This window comes from Symmachiella dynata (genome assembly GCF_007747995.1).
Classification (GTDB): Bacteria; Planctomycetota; Planctomycetia; order Planctomycetales; family Planctomycetaceae; genus Symmachiella; species Symmachiella dynata.
The window spans coordinates 2,964,125-2,985,687 of the sequence record NZ_CP036276.1; the positions used below are offsets into that span (position 1 = coordinate 2,964,125).

Genomic DNA, 21,563 nt, shown 5'->3' on the forward strand with positions numbered 1-21,563 from the left:
AAACTCTGTTTCGCTCGTCCACGTAACAACAGACCATCTCATGGTAGCGTCTCGAAGCGGAGCTTCGAGAAATTGGGTTCCCAAACTGGAGTTTGGGAACCAGGGTATGGAAAGATTACCGCTGTGGGCGTACTATGGCCGTGTCGACTTGAAAACCTCAATTGCTATGAAAATCCTCATCACTGCCGGCCCCACGCGGGAATACCTGGATGACGTCCGCTTTCTGTCGAATGCCAGCAGCGGGCGGATGGGGTATGCCATTGCGCAAGCGGCAATTGACGCCGGACATGAGGTGGTGCTGGTCAGCGGACCAGTGGCCTTGCCGGTTCCGGCGGGGTGTGAGTTAGTTTCGGTCGAAGGAACGCGAGACATGTACGACGCTTGTCTCGCTCGATTTGCCGAATGCGACGGGGTGATCGCTGCCGCGGCGGTTTGTGATTATGGGCCGCGGGAACGGACCTCAGGAAAACGGATCAAAACCGGCCAATCGATTACGATCGAGTTGGTGGAAATGCCCGACATCATTGCCGAACTGGGACGGCAAAAGGGGCCTCGCTGGTCGGTCGGGTTTGCGCTCGAAGCTCAAGATCCTCACCGGCGGGCTGTCGAGAAACTGCACAAGAAAAATTGCGACGCGATCGTGCTCAACCGCACGACGGCCATCGGAGCGGACGACAATTCCATCGAATTGATCGATTCCACTGATACAACCGTCGCAAAATGGACGGGCAGAAAAATCGACATCGCTCACCGCCTGATCGCATGGATCGCCGCCACTCTTGCTGACTGAGCGGACGGCTCAGTGCCGGAGCCTCTTACCCAATCGCTGCTGTCGGTCAGGACGTTGCTCGAATACCACACCGTATGTTGCGTTTTGGCAACATGCGGCAGTTGGTGTGATAGGCTTTCCATGAGTGGACATGCGCCTCCATTTTCAGGGGGACGCGAATTGTCCATGGCTCGTGATGTTGGCGAATTCACAATGTCCCGGCGGAATTGCCGCAGGTGACGTTTACTTTCGATCCTACAGAACAAACGAAGCGTCCGATGAATTTTTCACGATTGAGAACCGACCTGACGGCCCTGGTGATGCTAGCGGCCACTGTCTTTGCGGCACTCAGCCTCGTCAGCTATGACCCGGCCGATGCCCCGGGGCAGAACGTCTATCCGCCCCACGAACATGCCAGCAATATCTGTGGCATCGCGGGAGCCCATTTGGCCCATATGCTCTTTAGCGTCATGGGGCTGTCTGCTTATGTGCTGGTGGTCGGGTTGGTGGTGCTGGATGTGCGTTTGCTTGCGCGACGTCCTTTTTCGGATCCGTACGTCCGTGCGACAGGTTTTGGATTGATCCTGCTGTCTCTGTCGGTCACTTTTCGCACGATCAGCATTGGCTTGGGGAATGTTCCGGCCGTCGGGAGCGGTGGTTATTTGGGGGCATGGGGATACACGTTGTTGGACCGGCGGTTTTCCACGGGCGGGACAATGATCTTTGTGGCCACCGGGATGGCAGCCGGTTTAATCTTGGTCTGTGACGGGTTGATCCTGCGACTGGTGTCGCTGCTGAAATCGGGACCGGGCAAAGTTTGGGGCCGATTGAATCTCGTTTCCCGCTTCTCCAGCAGCAAGAAATTCGCAAATCGAATTGCCGAACCGTTTCGGCGTCGTGGAATGGAGACGGACGAGGATTGGGAAGAGCAGTTGGAAAACCATGCGGCGGCCACCGCCGTAGAGGACGAAGCGAGCGTCGAAGATCCCTTTACGGACGAAGCCGATGAAGATGAGGAAAAGCCGCGTAAACCGATTCGCATCAACCCGCCCGTTTCAGCGGTCGGTGATCGCGATCGGCTGATGGTCAAGCTCGATGCCAATGCGGACTCGGTCGAAGAGGTCGCGTTGCCCGAGACGAGCCTGTTGGAGAACGCGGACGAATTTCCGTTTGAATATCTTTCGGAAAAGGCCCGCAAAGCGGCAGCCGTGTTGGAGCGGACGTTTCAGGAATTCGGACTGAATGTCCGCGTTTCGGAAATCGACACCGGGCCGGTGATTACGCAGTTTGAGTTGGAACTGGAAAAAGGGCTGCGGCTGAACAAGATTACCTCGTTGGCCGATGATCTGGCGGTAGCGCTGCGCGTCCCGGCGGTTCGTGTCGTCGCGCCGATTCCGGGCAAAAACACGGTCGGCGTCGAGGTCCCCAACGACAAACAAGTCATGGTACGGTTGCGAGAACTGATCGAGTCCTCGCCCGAGCAAACGGAAAAACATCGTATTCCGATCTTCCTGGGCAAGGATGTCAGCGGACGTCCGCTGGCAGTCGATTTGACAAAAATGCCTCACTTGTTGATCGCCGGACGGACCGGGACCGGTAAGAGTGTTTGCCTGAATACATTGATCCTGTCGATGCTGATGACCCGCAGCCCGGCGGAGGTCAAGATGTTGATGATCGATCCTAAGATGGTCGAACTCAGCCCGTACAAACGGGTGCCGCACTTGATGCATCCAGTGATCACCGACATGAAAAAGGCCGAAGCGATTTTGGCTTGGGCCGTCGACAAGATGGAAGAACGCTACGACCTGTTGGCTCGTTGCGGCGTGCGGCATTTGGATAGCTACAATAAACTTGGCAAGGAGGAAGTGCTCAACCGGATCGGCGAAGATCCCGAATCGGAAGAAGCGCGGAACATTCCCGACAAAATGCCCTACATCGTGATCATCGCGGACGAAATGGCCGACATGATGATGACCTCTGGTAAAGACGTGGAAGGACACATTATCCGCCTGGCGCAAAAATCGCGGGCAGTCGGTATCCACCTCGTCTTGGCGACGCAAAAACCGACTGTGGATGTCATCACCGGTTTGATTAAGTCGAACTTGCCCGCCCGGATTTCATTCCAAGTGGCCAGCAAGACCGACAGCCGCGTCGTGTTGGATGAAATGGGGGCCGAACGATTGTTGGGCAACGGCGACATGCTGTATCTCGCACCCGGGACGAGCAAAGTCACCCGGGCACAGGGGACGTTTGTGTCCGACGATGAAGTGAATAACGTCATTGAATTCTTCAGTGACCAAGAGCCACAATACAGCCAGGAATTGGCGCAGATCAGCACCTCAGGCGGTGGCGCTGCTGGCGGCATCGAAGCGATGCGCAAGCGTGACGATCTGTACGAATCGGCAATCGACGTCGTCATTCGCGAAGGCCGCGGTAGCGTCTCGTTGTTACAGCGGGCACTGGGCATCGGCTACGGACGGGGTGCGCGGCTGATCGACTACATGGCCGAAGACGGCATCGTTGGCGACTACAACGGCAGCCAAGCCCGCGAGGTGCTCTACACCCCGGAACAATGGCGGGCAATCGTCGAAGGGGTTGAGGAAGACGAATACGCGATGGCGGAGTGAACGGCGCATAAGCGGGCTTACTACACGCCGCCCCCGGGAACAGTGCGAGAGTGGGCCAAGTCCGAACTGAAGGTCGCCATCACGATCGATCTCGCCCGACGGTTGCTCAGGGGGTATTCACTGCGGTTCGTTCTAATGCTACACAGTTCACTGTGAACGGCAGGGGGCTATGCGGGCGGTTATCGCACGTCTGACGTCGATGTGCCTCAAACGGTCTCTATTCGGGCAACCAGCGTCTGTTGCAAGGTGAATCCGGGACCTGGAAGATGATAGGGCACCACGCAGGCTTATTGCCGTTTCTGAAGAAGTGATTCTTGCGGCAATAACTGGAAATTGGATGTTATCTCGAAACGCTGACGCCCCGAAGTTTGGTCATTCGACAGGTTCGTCTTGACTAAATCCCAACTTTCGAGAGAATTCCGCTCCGAATTGTCCTGTCAGTGATTTTGCGTGCGGAGAAAAGGATTTCATCCCGCGCGGTCAAATTGCCGATAGTGTTATTCGCAAATTCCCCACCACCCCGTTCCAGCTGAAATCGACACAAGGAGCAGTCAGTGCCCGAAGACCAAAACCTCGAAATGGATTTCGAAGAAATTGAAGGCGAAGAAGAGTACGAAGAGATCTCCGGCGAAGAAGTCGATCGCGTCGTGGAGTCCTTGGAACAACTGATCGCCTCGGTTGACAGTGAAAACGTCAAGGCTTACCTCGACGATGCTCTGAACAACATCTATTACCTCATCCATGACGAGGATGAAGAAATGGACGATGCGGAAATCGAAGCCGATGCCCAAATCGACGACGAATTGGACGATACGTTCTCCGAAGCCGCCTAAGCATCGAAGCGTCAATTGCGAGTCATGACTCGCATCCCAAAACAGAAACAGCCGCCCCGATTCCTCAGGGCGGCTGTTTTTTTGTAACTGAGTACCAATCCGCATGTTCCGTAGAATCGTTGGAATCCCTTCAGCGTAAGTGGATGAGAGGCCGATAAAATAAACGAATGCATTCGAGTCGATGCGAAAGTCATCCGAACAATTTTGTCGGATTGGAACAGATCGAATAGCCTTCGCGCGTTATTGGAAATAAGGCATTCAGGTAGAGGTCCAACGGATCGTTGGGCCCGAAAGTGCTATGAAGTTTTTCCGCCTATTCATGTTGCTGTTGATACTGCGACCCTGCCCAGCGTGTCTGGCCCATGAGGTTGTCGTAGAGATTGCAACGCCGCAGGCGGTAGAAACGTTGTCTGCCAATGCAATCCAAGTTGATTGCAATTGCCCGTGTCCTCATCGTCAAGGGCACGATCATGCACCGCAGCAATCACCCGCTCAACATACGTGTCCTTGTTGCTTCAATAATTATTGGGCCGCACGGGTCACTTCAACGCTCAGTCTACCGCGCAATGGCGCAGATGAGGGGACCTTGCTGGGTTTTCAGGAAGTCGATATCACTCAATCGACTTTTCGAAAAGCAATTGAAACGACTCGCATCGCGCTCCCTGACCGTAACGAAATTTCGTTGCCACTGCTGATCTAGCGAACCTGAGGTCGATCGCGCGCTGATCCAGCGATCCCTCTGCTGCTGACGCTGGTATTTCAAGACAACCAGTGGGATGCGCTGCATGAGTGCTCTCCTGCTGGCCTGCGTCAAGAAATCGCTCGTCGATAACATCCCGATCCTGGTGCGATGATGTCTGCGGATAGTCACCGTTCAATCAGGAATCGCAATAAAATAGAGAGACTTCCCTAATCCCATTATTGTGGAAAGCCATCCCAATGAATCTTAAACCTTTTGGACCGCTTCGGATCATTTTGACCTGCGGAAGTATCCTCGGCGCAATGGCGCAGTGCGAGGCGGCTGATCCCGTCAAGATTGCAACTCGCAGCAAGACCGAAACCTCCATTGCTGCCAGCTCGCAGCAGGAAAAATATTCGTTCATCATGTTTTGGAAGAAACAGGATGAAGCGACGAACGCCATGTGGAAGAACTTGCAGGCCGGTCTGGCGGATCGGTCGCAGCTAGCCACTCCCGTAGCGGTGAACGTCAATGCCCCTCAAGAAGCGGCAATCGTGAAACGCTTTGGCGTCAGCCGCGCGCCGATGCCATTGATGCTCGCTGTCGCTCCCAATGGAGCCGTGACCGCTTCGTATGCCAAAGTGTTGGACACAACCAAAATCGACAACGCGTTTGTCACGCCGACCATGACCCGCTGTATGTTGGCCATGCAGCACCGCAAGGTCGTTTTGCTCTGCGTCCATGGCGATGATCAAACGGCCCCACCGGCGGGTGTGACCGAGTTCAAATCCATCCCGTGTTACCAGAACACCTCGGAAATCGTGCACATGCATGTCAGCGATCCTGCGGAAACGAAATTCCTCAAGGAATTGGAAATCCCACGAACGTCGCAGACGACGACAACGGTATTCATGGCACCGCCGGGTGTGCTGCTTGGCAAATATCCGACCAACGTGACCAAGGCGCACTTGATTTCCAAACTACAGGCCGCCGGAAAGGGCTGTGGAGACAAAAACTGCAAACATTGCAGGCAGTAACTCTGAAACCAACTCTGGGAAGGATTCCAATATGACACTCACATCCATCATCTGGAAAGAGTTACGAGAACGGCCGACGGCTATGTTCACCAGCGTCCTGGCGATCCTGCTGGGCGTGACCGCACTCGTAGCCATTCGCAATGTTACTGTCTTCTCTGAACAAGAAGTCGCCGGCAAGCTCGATGCCTTGGGCGCCAATGTGTTGGTTTTGCCTAAAGGAGTCACGCTCCAAGATTACTACGCCGCCGACATGCACAAAGAAACGATTCCTGAAGAACATGTCGCCGAATTGGCGATGGCCGGACTGACCGGTGTCGAGGGCTTGTCGCCGAAACTGTGCGTGCCGATTACATTGCAGGAGAAATCCGCCACGCTGACCGGGATTTTACCGCAGGCGGAGCTGCAAACTATGGCTGCTTGGCAAGGCGGTCAGTTGTTTAAAAAACATGTCGGCTGCAAAGCTAAGATCAACGTAGCGAATGCGACAGACGATGCCCCGGAAGCCTTAGCACGTCGACGCACGGTTCAGGATCTGCAGGAAAACGATGCCATTCTCGGCGCGGACCTAGCCGCCCGCACAGGGCTGAAAACGGGTGATTCCATTAATCTATTGGGCGAATCGTTCACCGTGATCGCCGCACTGGAACCAACCGGAACCATCGACGATACACGTGTCTTCGCGCATCTGCACACCGTACAACGGTTGTCGAATGCGGGGGAAGTCGTCAACGTCATTGAGGTCATGGGGTGTTGCGAAGATGTCGCCAATGGACTGGTGACGGAATTGAGCACGATGCTGCCTAATACGAAAATCGTGACCATCGCCAATGTCGTCGAGACACAGGTTTCGATCAATCGCATGATGACGCGGTTGTCGTATTTGTTTCTGGCAATTCTGATTGCCGTCGGCGGCGCGAGCATGGCCAGTGCGATGTATGCCAATGTGATGGAACGCCGCCGCGAAATCGGGACCTTGATGGCGCTGGGAGCGACACCGCATTTCGTCACCCGCTTGTTCCTGTTCAAAGCCGGACTACTGGGCTTGGTGGGCGGGATCGGCGGGTATCTGGTGGGTAGCGTTTTGGCGCTGGTCCTTGGCCCTAACTTTGCGGGCGTCGCCGTGCAACCGATTCCTTCGTTGGCATTGATTGCCGCGGGGACCGCCATGTTGGTCTCCTTCGCCGCCAGTTACTTTCCGGCTCGCCGTGCGGCAGGCCTTGATCCTTGTCTTTGCTTCCAGGAGGTTTGATCGCATGTTACGACTCGAACAGGTCAGCAAACTGTATCGCAAACGGCAAGAAGAAATCGCCGCACTGCAAGCGACCGATTTGGAGATTCCCGATGGAGACTACGTGGCCATTATCGGTCCCAGTGGCAGTGGCAAAACGACGTTGTTGTCATTGCTGGGAGGCATGTTGGCCCCCACGGCCGGCAAGATGTGGATCGACGACGAGTCGGTCTATGATTTGCCAATTGTGGACCGCGCCCGTTTGCGGCAGAAGAAAATCGGGTTTGTGTTTCAAACGTTTAACCTCGTGCCGTATATGACGGCCCGCGAAAACGTGCAAGTCCCGTTGTTTTTAGCAGGCACAAAGCCTGCCGCGCAGCAAGTACGAGCGACGGAATTATTGGAAAGCGTTGGTTTGGCGGATCGAATGGATCACAAACCGTGCGAATTGAGCACCGGCCAGCAACAGCGTGTCGCTTTGGCCCGCACATTGGCCAACGATCCCGATTTGATCCTGGCGGACGAACCGACCGGAAACCTCGACCCAGAGTCGCGGCAGATGGTTTTGTCTTATTTTGAGAAGTTCAATCAAGACGGGAAAACCATCGTGATGGTCACACACGACATCGCCGCTGCCCGTACGGCACAGCGGTTGATGCAACTCTCTGAAGGAGTGCTCGTCGAAGTGCCCTATAAACCCATTTTGAAGTCTGCTTAAAAACTTCACTGTCGCAAGACCTCGCCCGGCCGGTGTTTATTCCCGGACCGGGCGTTTTTTATTACTGATGCTTTATGGCACGGTCGCGTGGTTACGATTTCTATAATGAATGTCTTGATACCCACGCTTGAGCGCGATGCCGAAGGTATCTTTGAAATCGGTTTTAATCGAGAACATTGTTGAGCGTCGGCAAATCTGCTCGTTGTTCTGCAGTTCGCTCAGGATTGTCGGCTAGCTGTCTGCGAAACGCACTCCCCATCGCGTCGCCTTGCCAGGGGACAGAGGCCAGGGGCCCATAAAGGTGACGTTGTAGTTCGATTGCAGCATCACGAAGTGCGGGGACTGGTTGAAAGTCGGTCGGCTGATGGAGTCTCCACGCCAGCCACGCCGCTTCAGCAGCATGCGGGGCGTGTCGGCGGCAAGCCCTTCTCAGTTTCCTGGCTGCGATTTTTTCCGGTGGGTTGAATTGAATCCAGAATGCGCGCGCCCACTTGCTGATTTGGTTTCGCTGCCAAATGAGAATACCGCCTAGCGTCGCTGCTAACAGAATCCCCATCCGCCAGCGGCCATTCTGTCCAGAGGATTGCTTGACGGTCTCTGTGTGCGGCGTGGCGGCCACCTGGAAGGTGACTGCGGGCAAGACCTTCGATCCGTACTGCTGAGATTTCGGATTCCACCAAATGTATTTTATAGCGGGAAGGGTCCAGGTCCCGGGTTGCTGAAGGACATACGTGATTGTGTCCCGGCGCGTTCCAGTGAACTCGCCCCGTTCGGTTTTGTCGGTGACTTCAGGTTTTCCAAGATAGACTCGAATTCCACTCGGCACGTCTGTCGGCGGCGGCGAGAGCGCCATGCCTGTCATTTGGTCAGCCGTTTGCGTGATGGATCGGTGAAACACCGCTCCCTGTTTGGCCGGCCCAGGTTCTGGCTGCCATGTCTCGGTGACGGCAATCTCATTTGTGGTCACCAAGAAACCGATGTCTGAGCTGTCGGGAGGTCGCTGGATTGTGAAACGCATTGCAGGCACTTTTTCGACATGCTCGATACCCGGACCGACGAAGTCGTTGCGGCTGGTAAAGCGGACCTCGAAGCTAGGAAGTTCGATGTCACCCGCAATTTGAGAGAACAGAGCAAATTCGTGCGTTTGGATGAACCACGTCTCTCCTTCGAGGACTTTGGAGGAGACCACCGGATTGCTGACTTTGACAATCACGCATCGTGGAATCTGTGGCAGGGAAAAACCGGCCGCGCCCACAAACGGACCGGGGCTTCTTAATTCGACATAAAACGTCGTTCGCTGGCCGACCCATGTTTTTTTCGCAGGAGCGGAGATGTCCACGAGTTTCACAGCTGCATGGGCCGGCTGGAGGAAGACGAACGCGGTGCACAGACCTGCGAGCCAACACATGGTTTGTTTGAGACGACGCCGGTTCATTTCTCGTCCCCAGCTTCGCCGTCGGCTTGTTGATAGGCAAATTTGGCCTTCAAAAAATCAGCCGGGTTGGTTTGAACCTGGCGAAGCCAAATCGACTGAATCGCTGCATCGGACATCGCCTGTGCCCCGGCAACCTCGGTCTCTTGTCCGCCGGGGAGCTTATCCTGATCGAAGACGACCTTGTCAGCTCCCTCGCGTTGGTCTCCGACATCGCCGCCTGTGCCATGAATCAATTTCGCCCGTGCCACGGCGAGATCGCGGTTTTCTTGAGCTGCTATCCAAGCGGGGCGCGTTTCGAGGGCCTCGTCATAGCTGGCAATTGCTTGGTCGTATTTGCCGAGCATCAGCCAAGCATTTCCCAGGTTGAATTTTGATTCTGGTGAGGCGACGCGCGAAAAAGCTTGTGTCGCCTTTTCAAATTCTCCGGCGCGGTACCAAGCAACCCCTTGCCGCAACGGATCGTCAAACCGTTTGGCCGCTTCGGCAAACTGACCGCGACTCATCAGCCGTTGTCCCTGTTGGTCGGGAGTTAACCACAATCCGAGCCATGAGATTGCCAAGACCATGCAGAATCCTCTCATGATGGTTTCTCCGCTTCGGCTAATTCACGACGGCGAAATGAAAATGCCACAATAAGCGCCAAGAGAGGGGTCAGCCAATAGCCCGCTTCCTGCCAACGGGAGCTCTCTCCTGCGATGCCGGCGGATGCATTGCGTTCGGCAAAGTCTGTGATGGTAGAAACATCTTGGTCGTCGATTGTGAGCTCCTGAACGTTGGCGTTTAGTTGCTCTGCGGCATCGCGCAATGTTGTCGTTTCGGGCGAGTCGGCATCGGCGAGTGCCAAAAACTGGATCGGAACGGGGTTTGCCGTTTGATTTGTTGAAGTGAGGGTTTGTGAATCCGCAGCGACGGTGTCGGCAATCACTAACAGCGATCCTCCATGCGATTCTTCCTGCAACAATGCGGTGGCCTTCTGAATGGCCAAGTCGAGCCGATCCCCCGGGACGGGCATGATGTCGGGGCTGATCTCCGCGGCCATTTCGGCGACGACTGCGGTGTCGGCCGTGGGGGGAAGGACGAGGTGGGCGGATCCGGCGTAGGCTATCAGCCCCAGCGGCTGGCCTTTTCGTGCTTTGGCGAGGTCGGCAATTTTTAGCTGGGCGCGTTCCATGTGCGTTGCGGAAGAGGAATCGGTCTGCAACATGCTCTTATCGGATTTCAAGAGGATCATGAGTGGTTGTGCATCTTCAACAAACGGATTCGGTTCCAACTTCCATGTCGGGCCGGCAATCGCAATGATGCCGAGCAGCCATGCCACGGGCAACAGATACCGCGCCAGGTTTCGCTTGGAGTGTTCGCCAACGAGCAATGCGTTCAGTAAATCAGGATGCATTTGCGCGCGCCATCCGCGCAAGGGATCCCGACTTCGCTGCCAAAGCCACCACAGACCAAGCGATAGTGGTAGCAACAGCAGCCATTCGGGCCGTAGCAAGTGAAAATTCGCCCACATTTGGGTCATTTTTGTAGCTCCAGTTTGCCCGTGTCTGGATTGACCCGAATCACCAGGTTTTTCTGCACCGGTGCGATCGAACTACGGTTTGAAAGCAGCAGATAGGCTGTATGTACCAACGATAATAATAGCCCGGCGGCAAGGGGGAGATAATACAGCTGGCGACGGGGACGATGGCTGAAGGTTTTGACTTTGCTGGTCTCGATCTTGTCGAGCTCCGCATAGATCTCCTGCAAATGTTCCCGGTCCGCTGCGAAAAAATAGGATCCGCCTGTTGCGGAGGCGACGTCGCGCAGTGCCTGTTCGTCCAATTTGTCTTCGCCCACCGTGGTCGCGTCGCCGATGGCGACAGTATAGATACGGATGCCTTGCTGCGCTGCGATGCGTGCCGCTTCAATCGGGGGAACTTGGCTTTTCGTATCGTTGCCGTCGGTGAGCGCAATCATCGTTTTGGCCGGCGCTTGACTCTCTTTGAAAAGGTTGACACCCAGGCCGATGGCATCACCAAACGCGGTGCGTGGTCCGGCCATGCCGACTTGGCATTCGTCGAGCAGCCGTCGCGACAAATCCAAATCGGTGGAGAAAGGCGCCTGGAGATACGGGGCATCACCAAAAACGACTAGTCCGACTCGATCCCCGTCGCGTCGCTCAAGGAATTCGCCCAGGACTTCTTTGACAGCGGCGAGGCGATCCACTTTTTGTCCCGCCTGGTTGGTGAAATCTTTTTGTTTCATCGAGGCCGAGAGATCAACAAGGAGCAGCAGGTCGCGCGTGGGAAATTCCTTCGTGATCGGGGGCTCGATCCATTGGGGACGCGCCAGAGCACTCAACGCAAGCAACCACAGCAAACAGGGGATGATCAAACTTTGTGATGGTCCTGACGAGGAGTCGGAGTTAGCCTTGCGACCTGAGGCTTGAGCGATTCGCTCACCAAAGGGGACGCGTACCGCCCGTTGATGGGTTTTATGAGCGGGCACGAAGGCGCGGAGCAGCCACGGTAGCGGCAAGAGCAGAAACATCCATGGGTAGTCGAATGCAAACATTGTAAGAGACGTCGTCCCGAACTACGTGTCAGTTGGTACCGGTTTCCGGTGGTGGCGGATCCAGTGTGTTGCATAGTGTCGCAGAGCCTCCACATCGTGCGGACCGTCTGCATCACGGTATATTTCGTTGGCCAACTGTTCGCCGACCTGTTGGGGCAGGGGAGTTGGTGAATGCGTGGCCAACCATTCCGTCCATTGTGGGCCTGACAAGCCTGCCAATGTGATTCGCGGTGTCGTGACCAGCGCGGTGCGTCTTAAAATTTCCGATACGGCTGCGGCTGTGTGCGCAGAATCCAGCTCACGAAGCGCCGCGCGGCGATACGCATTGGCCCGCCACTTTTGCCAGGCCCGAATCGTGAAAAAAAACAGCAGCGCAACCAAGAGTGCCAACAGCACATACCATCCGGGCGCCGGCGGCCACCAGGGAACCGGTGGGGGCACGACGATATCGTGCAAGCGATCAAGGCTAGTGGCGGAGCCATTCATGAAAAGCGAGGATGGTTTCCCAAAATTGCTCGGACTTGGGCCGGGACGGAATGTGCGGTTGAGATCGGCATTACGGGGACGCGCAGCACGCGGAAGATCTCCTTCCACTGATCCAGCCGCTGTTGAAACGCGTCTTGAAAACGCTGCGAAAATTCCGTACCCACAGGGACTTCGCGAATTGCCGTCGAGTCGCTCGCGAGCATTCCAGGTGAACCGGAGAGGGAGATGCCCAACGGATCGTAGACGGCGACCACCAGGACATCGTTATGGGCGGAAAGCAATGCCGCCAATTGCCGCGTTTCGTCATCCGCGCCGTCCAGATCGCTGATCAGCACCACAAGGTGATCATGTTTGGCAACTTGCAATGCACGCTGGAGGGCGTGATTGAGCGTGACTTCTCCACCGGTAAATGCCGCTTCGGCGAGGCGATTGTTGGATTGTTCGATGACATGCAACAACTGCAGCACGCGAGTTTGACTGCGGTGCGGACGGACTTCGATGAGTTCCTCGTTATTGAAGACGATACCGCCGACACGGTCGCCCCCGTCGAGCGCTCGCCAAGCCCCTAACGCGGCCAATTCCGCTGCGGCGACTGATTTCATGGACAACCGGCTTCCAAAAAACATGGGGGAACGTTGATCGACAACGAGCAGGACCGGACGTTCTCGTTCTTCATTGTAGACGCGCACGTGCGGCTTGCGGAGCCGCGCCGTTGCTTTCCAGTCGATGGTGCGAACATCGTCACCTTGGTGGTAATGGCGTAATTCCGCAAAGGCTAGGCCTCGTCCCCGCAGGCGAGAAGCGTGTCGCCCGGATAACAAAGAACCAGCCGGTTGACGTGGCAGTAATGAAAACCCGCGCGCATCTGCCTTGAGCAGCATTAATTCTTCTAATGTGACAGTGATGCGTGCTTGCATAGGGTTTGCCTCAAACCGGCACCACGTTTTTCAGTAGCGACTCGATGACTTCGGTGCGGGTGACTCCGGCCGCTTCGGCCTCATAGGTGAGGTGAATCCGGTGAGCCAGGCAGGCCGGAGCGACTGCCCGGATATTGTCGGGAGAAACGAAGTCTTGTCCCTGCAACCAAGCATGTGCACGGGCAGCTGCATCGAGGGCTAATGTCCCTCGGGGGCTGGCGCCTAAGCGAATCCAATTGGACAATTCGCCTTCATATTGCTTTGGATTACGCGTCGCAAGCACCAGATCGACGAGGTACCGCTCGGCCGCTTCGGCCACATGCACGGCATGCACTTGCCGTCGTGCTTCGAAAACGACCTCCTGTGGAATCGGCGAAATCGGCGCCACAGCGGTTCCCGATTTCTCACCGCGGACCAGCCGCAAAATCGCTGCTTCGTTTTTACTGGCGGGATAGTCGACACGAACATAAAGCAAAAAACGATCCATTTGCGCCTCGGGCAATGGATAGGTGCCTTCTTGCTCGATGGGATTCTGTGTGGCCAACACTAGAAATAATTCCGGTAGCTTGTGCGTCTGGCCAGCCACGGTGACTTGCCGTTCTTCCATCGCTTCGAGCAGGGCCGACTGGACTTTGGCGGGCGCCCGGTTGATTTCATCGGCTAAAATCAAGTTGCCGAAAATCGGTCCCGGTTGAAATTCAAACGTCGCCGTCTGCTCGCGATAAATCTCCGAACCGGTCACGTCCGAGGGGAGCAAGTCGGGGGTGAATTGAATGCGGCCGAAATGGCTTTCGACGAGACTGGAAAGCGTTTTGACGCTGCGAGTTTTTGCCGTACCGGGCAACCCCTCCATCAAGACATGCCCATCGGCCAGCAGGGCAATCAGAATCCGCTCGACAACATCCCGCTGGCCAATCACCGAAGCGTTCATGGCATCCGCGATTTTCAATACCGCCTCACGGGGCTCCATTTCACACTCCGTCTATAAATCGATGAGCCGCGCCCAATAAAAAACTATCGGCGAGATTGTTATAAACGATGATCTGTCGCGGTGAGGTGGATTCGTCGCGGCGGCTACACATCCGCGAGACAGCGGAATTGCTCGACTGTTTTTTACCGATGGCGGGAATCGTGTTCACAGTGCTCACAGCATGAAGTAAAAACCGGGCGCCTGGATGAGACGCCCGGTTCCAATCGACAGGGCTAGTGAGTTGCGCCGGAAAGCTTTTCCATGACCTCATCCAGATTGAAGCTCGCCGGCTTTTGCCGCGGCGGGTAATCCTTGAAGGTCGCTAAGAAATTGCCGGCATATTGTTGTGCCGGGACAAGCAGAAAAGCGTGGTCCAACAGCCAATCGTAATAGGTGTTGGAGGTGATGTCGGCTTGCTCGTACGGGTCGGCGCGCAAGTCAAACATTTTGGGGAGTCGCAGCGCGGTAAACGGTTCGGCCCAAACCTTGAGTGTTCCCCGGGCACGCTGTTCAAGGAATACGAGTTTCCAGTTCTCAAACCGCATTCCCACGATCTGACCGTCATCATTAAAGTAAAAGAACGACTCTCGCGGAGACCTCTCCTCTTTGCCGGTGAGGTAGGGAAGCAGGTTGTACCCATCGAGGTGCACTTTGAACGTCTTCCCGTCCGCTTTGTGTCCCTTAAGAAGTTTCTCCTTGACATCGTCCTCACCCACGGCGGCGAGAAACGTGGGCAGCCAATCCAGCCCGCTGACAATCTCGTTGGAAACGGTGGCTGGTTTGATCTTGCCGGGCCAGCGGATCGCGCAGGGGACGCGGAAGGCGCCTTCCCAGTTCGAGTTCTTTTCATTACGAAACGGGCTTAGACCAGCGTCGGGCCAAGTGTTCTTGTGCGGACCGTTGTCGGTTGTGTAGAGCACGATCGTATTGTCGGCGATCTTTAGTTCATCGAGTTTGTCCAGCAGTTTGCCCACATCGGCGTCATGCTCAAGCATCCCGTCCGCATACTCTGTGCGGGAGGTTAAACCGGGTTTGTCGCGGAGTTCATCCCGGACGTGCGTGCGAAAGTGCATCCGTGTGGCATTCCACCAGCAAAAGAAGGGCTTATCCGCCTTCGCTTGCCGTTCAATGAAGTCGATGGCTGCATTGGACGTCTCATCGTCGATGGTTTCCATCCGCTTTTTGGTGAGCGGACCGGTGTCTTCAATCTTGCCATCAGCGCTCGACTTGATGACGCCGCGGGGACCGAATTTTTTTCTGAAATCAGGATTTACAGGGTAGTTCCGGTTTTCCGGTTCCTCTTCTGCGTTGAGGTGGTAAAGGTTCCCCAGAAATTCGTCGAAACCGTGATTCGTAGGCAAGAACTCGTCGCGGTCTCCCAAGTGGTTTTTGCCAAATTGTCCCGTCGCATAACCGTGCGGCTTGAGCAACTCCGCGATCGTGGGGTCTTCGGCCTGCAGGCCCAATTTGGCGCCGGGAAGGCCCACTTTGGAGAGTCCGGTGCGGTAAGTGCACTGTCCGGTCAGAAACGTCGACCTGCCAGCCGTGCAACTTTGCTCGGCGTAGTAGTCAGTGAAGATGACCCCTTCTCGGGCAATGCGGTCAATGTTCGGTGTGCGATAACCGACAAGTCCCATCGTATAAGCGGAGACATTTGTCTGCCCGATATCGTCACCAAAGATGACGAGAATATTGGGCTTTTTCTCTTGGGCACGTGCGTCAGAAACACCGACCGCAAATACGGCCAGGACCAACAGGGAAAGAGACAAGGTTCGAATCGTGGGCCTCATGACGTCGAATCTCCAGCAAGAAGTGAGTGTTGTTGAAACGGCCAGAGGTGTACGGCTTGAGGTGCTGGGAAATGGTACACGTTTGGCCCTCTCTACGGATTGAGATCAGTGTCGTATTTCTAACTTGATTTCCGCTCGGTTGCAAGTTCCCTAGTATGGGGAATTGTCGTACGTTCACTGTTTGAAATTGCTCAGTGAGCGAAGTCTTTACATTGGAGTATGTGCATGTTCTTAAGGATGCGTGAAGAGACTACCTCACTGGGGCTGGAAACAAACTTGATTCAATCCCAATCTTCGGTCCACCCCTCGATACACGGTTGAATTGTATGTTGGACGAAGTTCGTTTTAACCGAACTTGATACGCATAGCTCTATGCCAACACAGTTGCGTTCGCGCGTAAAGTGCCGTATGCAATAGCCAGAGAACTCATGAAGAGATGAATCGAGAACGCATCAACATCCTCGCAATCTTTGCACGGTATCGAACAACTCTAGTGCATTGTCACGATGGATGGTTGGGGTAGAGTCCCGATGGCTGTACCAGTGCCACCACAGACCTATCTGACTACACCAGAATACTGGCAGAGAGCGTGGCGACTGTCTGTTCGGCATCCGCGAAGCGGATGACGTTACCCCTGCCGCAGCAGTTTCGCTCCGCGGACGATATAAATCAGCCCGCTCCAAACAGTGGAGATGATCGCTCCCCACAACAGGATGTCGCGGAGCAGGAAAAACTGATCGGCAGAGGGCGATTCGGTGATCTCGGGTGCCAGCGACATTAAGCTGGCGGCGACAGCAACGCATTGTAGGGCCATTTTGATTTTTCCGCTCCAAGCTGCGGAGAAGTCCTTGCCTTGTTGCTCTAAAAACCCGCGCAGGCCAGTGACGAACATTTCGCGGCCGATCACGATCATCACCATCCACGCGTTGATTCCTGATCCGGTTTTGGCCAACAGGAAGATAAACGCCCCGCAGATGATGAATTTGTCGACGAACGGATCAAGAATCCGCCCCAGCACGGTCACCATGCCGTATCGGCGAGCAATGAATCCATCGAGCGCATCGGTCGCAGCTGCGATCACGAAAACAACGACGCTCGTCTTCCAATACCCCCGATAGTCTATCAGCGCAAAGAGCACGATCGCCAAGATCAATCGGCTCATGGTGATCGCGTTCGGCCAATTCAGCGAATTTCGGCCGAGATGATTGTCAGACGCAGTGGACGTCTTTTCTGGTTTTGTGGTAGCCATAAAATCGTCGATTGCCTATGCCGTTTCCAGTTCCGATGCAATTCCCACAAGATCATAGTCATGCCGTGCGGTGATTTCGACCGGCACCATATCTCCGACGTTGATGTCGGTTCCCGTCACATAGATATTGCCGTCGATTTCCGGAGCATCGGCATACGTACGTCCGAGCCACGTGTTGTCTTCGACATGCGCGTCGATGAGTACATCCAATTCATAGCCGACCAAGGAATCACTGAAATCAAACGCAATTTGTTGTTGCGTCGACATCAACTCATCCATCCGTTGCTGTTTGACTTCTTCGGGCAGATGGTCGGGCAACTTCACTGCGGGAGTGTCCGGTTCTAACGAATAGGTGAAGACGCCCATGCGTTCGAATTTGATGTCGCTCACAAAATCCTTGAGTTCGCGGAATTGCGCATCCGTTTCGCCCGGGAAGCCAACCACAAATGTTGTTCGCATGACAACATTCGGAATCCGTTCTCGTAGTTTTTTTACCAGCGCTACGCTGTCCGTTTTGTTCACGCGTCGTTGCATGCGTTTGAGCATCGTGTCATTGATGTGCTGCAGCGGCATGTCGAGGTAGGGGATGATCTTGTTTGATGCGGCGATCGTGTCGATCAATTGATCCGTGAAGTTGATGGGATACAAATACATCAGCCGGATCCAGTCAATGCCCTCGACCTGCTCCAATTCTTTGAGCAACTCGGTGAGGCGGACTTCGCCATACAAATCCAATCCGTAGTACGTGGTATCCTGGGCCACGATATTCAATTCGCGGACCCCGTCGGCGGCCAATTCCTGGGCCTCAGCGATCACCAATTCAATCGGTTTGGTGGCATGCTTGCCGCGCATTTTGGGGATTGCACAAAAGGTGCAGGTACGATCGCACCCTTCGGATATTTTCAGGTATGCGAAATGCGACGGTGTGATGCGAAGTCGCGAGCGGTCATCGAGTGCGCGGATGGGGGCGGGGCGGAAGACCTCGCGTTGTTCGCGTGCTCCACCGATCAAACGGTCGGCGACTCGGGTGATTTCTTCGCGTCCGAAGACTCCGACCACATGATCAATTTCGGGCATCTCCTCCAGTAGGCTGCCTCCCATGCGTTCCGGCAGGCAGCCGGCCACAATCAATCCCTTGGTGCGGCCGCGGCGTTTGAGATCCAACATCTCATGAATCACACCTTTGGATTCATCCCGCGCGCTTTCGATGAAACCGCAGGTGTTGACGATCACAAAATCGGCCCCGTCCGGTTCCGACACAAGGGAATAACCATCCAATGACAGCGCACCGAGCATGCGTTCGCTGTCAATTAGGTTTTTGGGACATCCTAAACTGACAAATGCGTACGTCCCCTTGGAATAGCGCGTTTCCCCTTCGGGGTCGGCGACCTGGGGCAGGGGAGGGGCTGGCTGGTCAACAATCGGCAAAGATTTCATGGACAAACTCGGCATTCGCTGTTGGCGACTCCCACCAATTGCAATGCCGGTTCATACGCGTTTTGGGCGCGTGGCGACCCCAAAAGTCGAAGTGACTTGCAACGGGCGGGTAATCAGATGATTCGCCAAGAGTTTAGCGGTCCTGGAGCGAACTTGATAGGGAACGCCGCTGCTCTCGCGATTTGGGCAAGCTCAGTCATTGGCCGGGTCGAGACCATGCTTGGCATAGATTTCGGCCTTCAATTTGAGATCCTGTAGGACCGCAAGTTCGCCCGTTGTCTCGTCATAGCCATACATTTCGTACGGCCGTAATTTGGCGAATTCGACGTTATTCTCCTTCATGATTTTCTTGAATTCCTCCAGGCTGGGGAATTTTTCATGCTGGGCTTGATAAAGTTTGACCGCATTTTGCATCCCGAACATGCTCACCCGGCCCGCCATACGAAAATACAACGTTCCAGCACCGGAGATCGGATCGGTGATGTTTAGCTTTTGATCAGCCACCGATTGAATGTTCGGATCATCCCGAATGGCAGCCATGTCGACGACCTCAGCAGTCGTTTTGCCGATGATGCTTTTGGACTTACGCTCGGGGGCTTTGTTTTGATTGGGCTGCTGTTGTGCGTTGGCATCCTTTTTAGGGGCCTCCATTCCCACCATGCCGCCGCCGGCACCAGGAACGGCAATACCGGGTGGGGCGGCCGGTTGGCGTTTTTCTTCGCCCACGTCATTCATTTCATCACAGCCTACGCAGACGGTTAATATCGCCGCTATCATTGCATAGCGCATGTTTGGCCCTTTGTTGTCGAGTTGTGTTTGAATTGTCTTCATCCGTTTAATCCCTTGCCCATTCCCCATCTTCGTTGATGCCCGCTTTTTTATAGCGTTCTGCTTTGTCCTTTTTGTCTTCCAGAACCATCACGCGGCCCGATTCTGCATCGTAGCCGTATTTTTGGTAAGGGGGGAGCATGACGAATTTCATGCCTTCCCCTTTGACGAGCTTCATGAATTCTTCGTAGGTCGGATAGCGATTGTTCTCGACCTCGTACATCGCCACCCGTTGTTGCGCCTGCATGGTGCTGAATTGGCTGGTTATGGCGGTATAGGCTGTCATCGACTGCGAGATGGGGTCGTTGCCCCGCAGCTTATTTTCCACTTCCACAATGTTTTTATTCTGCAGTTCGACCTGGGCGTCAAAAACTTCCTGCGTCATTTTTTTAAAATTGCTCTCACGCTTTGGCTTCTTGGAGTTTTCGCACCCCAGACAAACCAGTAACGATAAACAGGCGAGCAGAAAACGCATGGCAAACTAGTCCTTAGGAATCGATTGTCGCGTTGCACGAATCGGATGGGCGGAGGTGAATTGCTGCGTCCCACGAACGTTTCTTATCTCCGCCCTAGGCCCAAGATTCAAGCCCAATCGACTGATCGACCGCATCGGACTCTGAAATCGGGAGCACAGCCCGTCGCCAACATTCAACAATCAACGGGGCGGCAGCTGCCATTCGATGTCGCTGATGCGCTGCATTTCGTCGGTGCAGGTGAGATTGAAATTCAATGGTGTGATCGTCACGAAGCCTTCGGTCAGGGCGGCGACGTCGGAGTTCAGTTCCGTGGGCGGGGTTTGTTCGGGATGCAAACCGCTCCAATAGTAGGTCCGTCCACGGGGATCGGTCCGTTTTTCGAGCATCTCGCGATAGCGTTCCAACCCCATGGGGACGACTTTCACACCTAACGGCCAGTCTGCTTGGCATTTGGGAAAGTTGATATTCCATAGCGAACCGGGGGAGGGGTTGCCGGCGAGTAATTGTCCGATGAGATCGGTCGCCATCGCAGCGGTCGCTTCGTAGTCGGGGCGGGAATGAGTCGACAGTGAAACCGCGATCGATGTGACGCCGAAAAAGGCTCCTTCAATTGCAGCCGCGACCGTGCCGGAATACAGCACATTGATTCCCGCATTCGATCCGGAATTGATTCCGCTGACCACCAAATCGGGCTTCGGATCGCACAATTCCAACATCGCCGCTTTCACGCAATCCGCCGGACTCCCACCAACGGCGCGGCCGAAAAGTTCCTTCTCGCGATAGACATCATCGATGATCAACGGTTCCAAATAGGTGATCGAGTGGCTGACACCGCTCTGTTCACTCGCCGGCGCCACCACCTGTACGTTTCCGAGTTGATCCAGCGACTGGCGCAGCGCCGCCAATCCCGGAGCAAAAATCCCATCGTCGTTGGTGAGCAAGATATTTCGACTGTTTCCCAATGCATCCCTCCCTGCGGTGTTTTTCCTAACGGCGTAGCCGACCGTCAACGACTACCCCGCATCATTGAATGTAGTGCAGGACAGCTTCGAGCCACGTGTTCAAAGATCTATCCTCAACGCATCTATGTACTTCATCGTAAGGGACAAAAACGCTGGGTGCCACTGAACACCGGCAGTGGCAAAAGGAGTCAGTTTGTTAGTTTTGCGTGGACACTGGCTGAATCTTCGAAGGTTTCTTCCATACGAAATACCTCCGAATTGTCTTTGGGAGGAATAAACGAACGACACCAAACAACATTGCGACAGATGCGGTGACGGTAATTGGGGTACCAATCAAGAATAGCCACGGTGGATTGTCTTCGTGCAATGCGTGGAGTATTGGCAGCCTCGGCGGTAATTGGTTAGCGTAACGTCCGGCTTCGATAGCCGGAAGAACGATTGCGAACAAAGTCGAAAGGATTGCAACCACAGAGAGCCACTCCAAAATTGACACCGTGAAACGTGGCGATTCGAGGGAATCCTTTTGCATGGATTTACCGTATTAATGGTATTTTGCTAGGACAGTCAGG

The 21,563-nt window shown here is 54.9% G+C and carries 20 protein-coding genes; 6 read left to right on the forward strand and 14 right to left on the reverse strand.

What is annotated here, in order from left to right:
* Positions 1-106: 106 nt before the first annotated feature.
* The 3 genes from Mal52_RS11460 (at position 107) to Mal52_RS11470 (ending at position 4,229) form a co-directional block, all read left to right on the forward strand.
* Entirely contained in the window at positions 107-790 is a 684-nt protein-coding gene (locus Mal52_RS11460) for a phosphopantothenoylcysteine decarboxylase domain-containing protein (protein ID WP_231962618.1), read from the forward strand.
* Positions 791-1,047: 257 nt separating this feature from the next.
* Entirely contained in the window at positions 1,048-3,396 is a 2,349-nt protein-coding gene (locus Mal52_RS11465; protein ID WP_145376210.1) for a DNA translocase FtsK, read from the forward strand.
* A gap of 554 nt (positions 3,397-3,950) precedes the next feature.
* Positions 3,951-4,229, forward strand: coding sequence for a hypothetical protein (locus tag Mal52_RS11470; protein ID WP_145376211.1), 279 nt, complete (start codon positions 3,951-3,953; stop codon positions 4,227-4,229).
* A 556-nt stretch (positions 4,230-4,785) separates the two neighbouring features.
* Here the strand turns inward: Mal52_RS11470 and Mal52_RS11475 are convergent.
* Positions 4,786-5,016, reverse strand: coding sequence for a hypothetical protein (locus tag Mal52_RS11475; protein WP_145376212.1), 231 nt, complete (start codon positions 5,014-5,016; stop codon positions 4,786-4,788).
* A 152-nt stretch (positions 5,017-5,168) separates the two neighbouring features.
* Here Mal52_RS11475 and Mal52_RS11480 point away from each other — a divergent pair, with 152 nt between their 5' ends.
* The 3 genes from Mal52_RS11480 to Mal52_RS11490 are packed head-to-tail and all read left to right on the forward strand — an operon-like array spanning position 5,169 to position 7,891.
* A complete protein-coding gene (locus Mal52_RS11480) occupies positions 5,169-5,945 on the forward strand; it encodes a hypothetical protein (protein ID WP_145376213.1) in 777 nt (258 codons plus the stop codon).
* Positions 5,946-5,976: 31 nt separating this feature from the next.
* A complete protein-coding gene (locus Mal52_RS11485; protein WP_145376214.1) occupies positions 5,977-7,194 on the forward strand; it encodes an ABC transporter permease in 1,218 nt (405 codons plus the stop codon).
* 4 nt (positions 7,195-7,198) lie between these two features.
* Positions 7,199-7,891, forward strand: a complete 693-nt coding sequence (locus Mal52_RS11490) for an ABC transporter ATP-binding protein (RefSeq protein WP_145376215.1) — start codon at positions 7,199-7,201, stop codon at positions 7,889-7,891.
* A 163-nt stretch (positions 7,892-8,054) separates the two neighbouring features.
* Here the strand turns inward: Mal52_RS11490 and Mal52_RS11495 are convergent, their stop codons facing one another.
* From Mal52_RS11495 to surE, 13 genes are all read right to left on the reverse strand, one after another.
* A complete protein-coding gene (locus Mal52_RS11495) occupies positions 8,055-9,326 on the reverse strand; it encodes a BatD family protein (RefSeq protein ID WP_145376216.1) in 1,272 nt (423 codons plus the stop codon).
* Positions 9,323-9,907, reverse strand: a complete 585-nt coding sequence (locus tag Mal52_RS11500) for a tetratricopeptide repeat protein (RefSeq protein WP_197534837.1) — start codon at positions 9,905-9,907, stop codon at positions 9,323-9,325. The genes Mal52_RS11495 and Mal52_RS11500 overlap by 4 nt, the downstream gene beginning before the upstream one ends.
* Positions 9,904-10,719: a vWA domain-containing protein gene (locus Mal52_RS11505; RefSeq protein WP_197534838.1), complete on the reverse strand. Its 816-nt coding sequence runs from the start codon at positions 10,717-10,719 to the stop codon at positions 9,904-9,906. The genes Mal52_RS11500 and Mal52_RS11505 overlap by 4 nt, the downstream gene beginning before the upstream one ends.
* A gap of 122 nt (positions 10,720-10,841) precedes the next feature.
* Complete coding sequence (locus Mal52_RS11510) at positions 10,842-11,879, reverse strand: VWA domain-containing protein (protein ID WP_145376218.1); 1,038 nt, start codon at positions 11,877-11,879, stop codon at positions 10,842-10,844.
* 21 nt (positions 11,880-11,900) lie between these two features.
* Entirely contained in the window at positions 11,901-12,365 is a 465-nt protein-coding gene (locus Mal52_RS11515) for a DUF4381 domain-containing protein (RefSeq protein ID WP_145376219.1), read from the reverse strand.
* Positions 12,362-13,282 carry a DUF58 domain-containing protein gene (locus Mal52_RS11520; protein WP_145376220.1) on the reverse strand — a complete coding sequence of 307 codons (921 nt, stop codon included), beginning with the start codon at positions 13,280-13,282 and terminating at the stop codon, positions 12,362-12,364. The genes Mal52_RS11515 and Mal52_RS11520 overlap by 4 nt, the downstream gene beginning before the upstream one ends.
* A gap of 10 nt (positions 13,283-13,292) precedes the next feature.
* Entirely contained in the window at positions 13,293-14,252 is a 960-nt protein-coding gene (locus Mal52_RS11525) for an AAA family ATPase (protein ID WP_145376221.1), read from the reverse strand.
* Positions 14,253-14,485: 233 nt separating this feature from the next.
* Positions 14,486-16,042, reverse strand: coding sequence for an arylsulfatase (locus tag Mal52_RS11530; RefSeq protein ID WP_145376222.1), 1,557 nt, complete (start codon positions 16,040-16,042; stop codon positions 14,486-14,488).
* A 628-nt stretch (positions 16,043-16,670) separates the two neighbouring features.
* Positions 16,671-17,291, reverse strand: coding sequence for a CDP-diacylglycerol--glycerol-3-phosphate 3-phosphatidyltransferase (gene pgsA / locus Mal52_RS11535; protein WP_145376223.1), 621 nt, complete (start codon positions 17,289-17,291; stop codon positions 16,671-16,673).
* A gap of 15 nt (positions 17,292-17,306) precedes the next feature.
* Complete coding sequence (rimO, locus tag Mal52_RS11540; protein ID WP_145376224.1) at positions 17,307-18,728, reverse strand: 30S ribosomal protein S12 methylthiotransferase RimO; 1,422 nt, start codon at positions 18,726-18,728, stop codon at positions 17,307-17,309.
* A 192-nt stretch (positions 18,729-18,920) separates the two neighbouring features.
* A complete protein-coding gene (locus tag Mal52_RS11545; RefSeq protein WP_145376225.1) occupies positions 18,921-19,559 on the reverse strand; it encodes a hypothetical protein in 639 nt (212 codons plus the stop codon).
* Positions 19,560-19,563: 4 nt separating this feature from the next.
* The gene (locus tag Mal52_RS11550) at positions 19,564-20,031 is read right to left on the reverse strand and encodes a hypothetical protein (RefSeq protein WP_145376226.1); all 468 of its coding nucleotides are present in this window, start codon (positions 20,029-20,031) and stop codon (positions 19,564-19,566) included.
* Between the two features lie 180 nt (positions 20,032-20,211).
* On the reverse strand, positions 20,212-20,994 hold the full coding sequence (gene surE, locus Mal52_RS11555; protein ID WP_145376227.1) for a 5'/3'-nucleotidase SurE: 783 nt from the start codon (positions 20,992-20,994) through the stop codon (positions 20,212-20,214).
* Positions 20,995-21,563 lie beyond the last annotated feature (569 nt).

Excerpts from the sequence above, each read along its gene's own strand:
- Mal52_RS11460 (WP_231962618.1), top strand. The coding sequence starts at position 107 with ATGGAAAGATTACCGCTGTGGGCGTACTATGGCCGTGTCGACTTGAAA.
- Mal52_RS11465 (WP_145376210.1), top strand. The coding sequence starts at position 1,048 with ATGAATTTTTCACGATTGAGAACCGACCTGACGGCCCTGGTGATGCTA.
- Mal52_RS11475 (WP_145376212.1), bottom strand. The coding sequence starts at position 5,016 with ATGCAGCGCATCCCACTGGTTGTCTTGAAATACCAGCGTCAGCAGCAG.
- Mal52_RS11480 (WP_145376213.1), top strand. The coding sequence starts at position 5,169 with ATGAATCTTAAACCTTTTGGACCGCTTCGGATCATTTTGACCTGCGGA.
- Mal52_RS11485 (WP_145376214.1), top strand. The coding sequence starts at position 5,977 with ATGACACTCACATCCATCATCTGGAAAGAGTTACGAGAACGGCCGACG.
- Mal52_RS11490 (WP_145376215.1), top strand. The coding sequence starts at position 7,199 with ATGTTACGACTCGAACAGGTCAGCAAACTGTATCGCAAACGGCAAGAA.
- Mal52_RS11495 (WP_145376216.1), bottom strand. The coding sequence starts at position 9,326 with ATGAACCGGCGTCGTCTCAAACAAACCATGTGTTGGCTCGCAGGTCTG.
- Mal52_RS11500 (WP_197534837.1), bottom strand. The coding sequence starts at position 9,907 with ATGAGAGGATTCTGCATGGTCTTGGCAATCTCATGGCTCGGATTGTGG.
- Mal52_RS11505 (WP_197534838.1), bottom strand. The coding sequence starts at position 10,719 with ATGCATCCTGATTTACTGAACGCATTGCTCGTTGGCGAACACTCCAAG.
- Mal52_RS11510 (WP_145376218.1), bottom strand. The coding sequence starts at position 11,879 with ATGTTTGCATTCGACTACCCATGGATGTTTCTGCTCTTGCCGCTACCG.
- Mal52_RS11515 (WP_145376219.1), bottom strand. The coding sequence starts at position 12,365 with ATGAATGGCTCCGCCACTAGCCTTGATCGCTTGCACGATATCGTCGTG.
- Mal52_RS11520 (WP_145376220.1), bottom strand. The coding sequence starts at position 13,282 with ATGCAAGCACGCATCACTGTCACATTAGAAGAATTAATGCTGCTCAAG.
- Mal52_RS11525 (WP_145376221.1), bottom strand. The coding sequence starts at position 14,252 with ATGGAGCCCCGTGAGGCGGTATTGAAAATCGCGGATGCCATGAACGCT.
- Mal52_RS11530 (WP_145376222.1), bottom strand. The coding sequence starts at position 16,042 with ATGAGGCCCACGATTCGAACCTTGTCTCTTTCCCTGTTGGTCCTGGCC.
- pgsA (WP_145376223.1), bottom strand. The coding sequence starts at position 17,291 with ATGGCTACCACAAAACCAGAAAAGACGTCCACTGCGTCTGACAATCAT.
- rimO (WP_145376224.1), bottom strand. The coding sequence starts at position 18,728 with ATGAAATCTTTGCCGATTGTTGACCAGCCAGCCCCTCCCCTGCCCCAG.
- Mal52_RS11545 (WP_145376225.1), bottom strand. The coding sequence starts at position 19,559 with ATGAAGACAATTCAAACACAACTCGACAACAAAGGGCCAAACATGCGC.
- Mal52_RS11550 (WP_145376226.1), bottom strand. The coding sequence starts at position 20,031 with ATGCGTTTTCTGCTCGCCTGTTTATCGTTACTGGTTTGTCTGGGGTGC.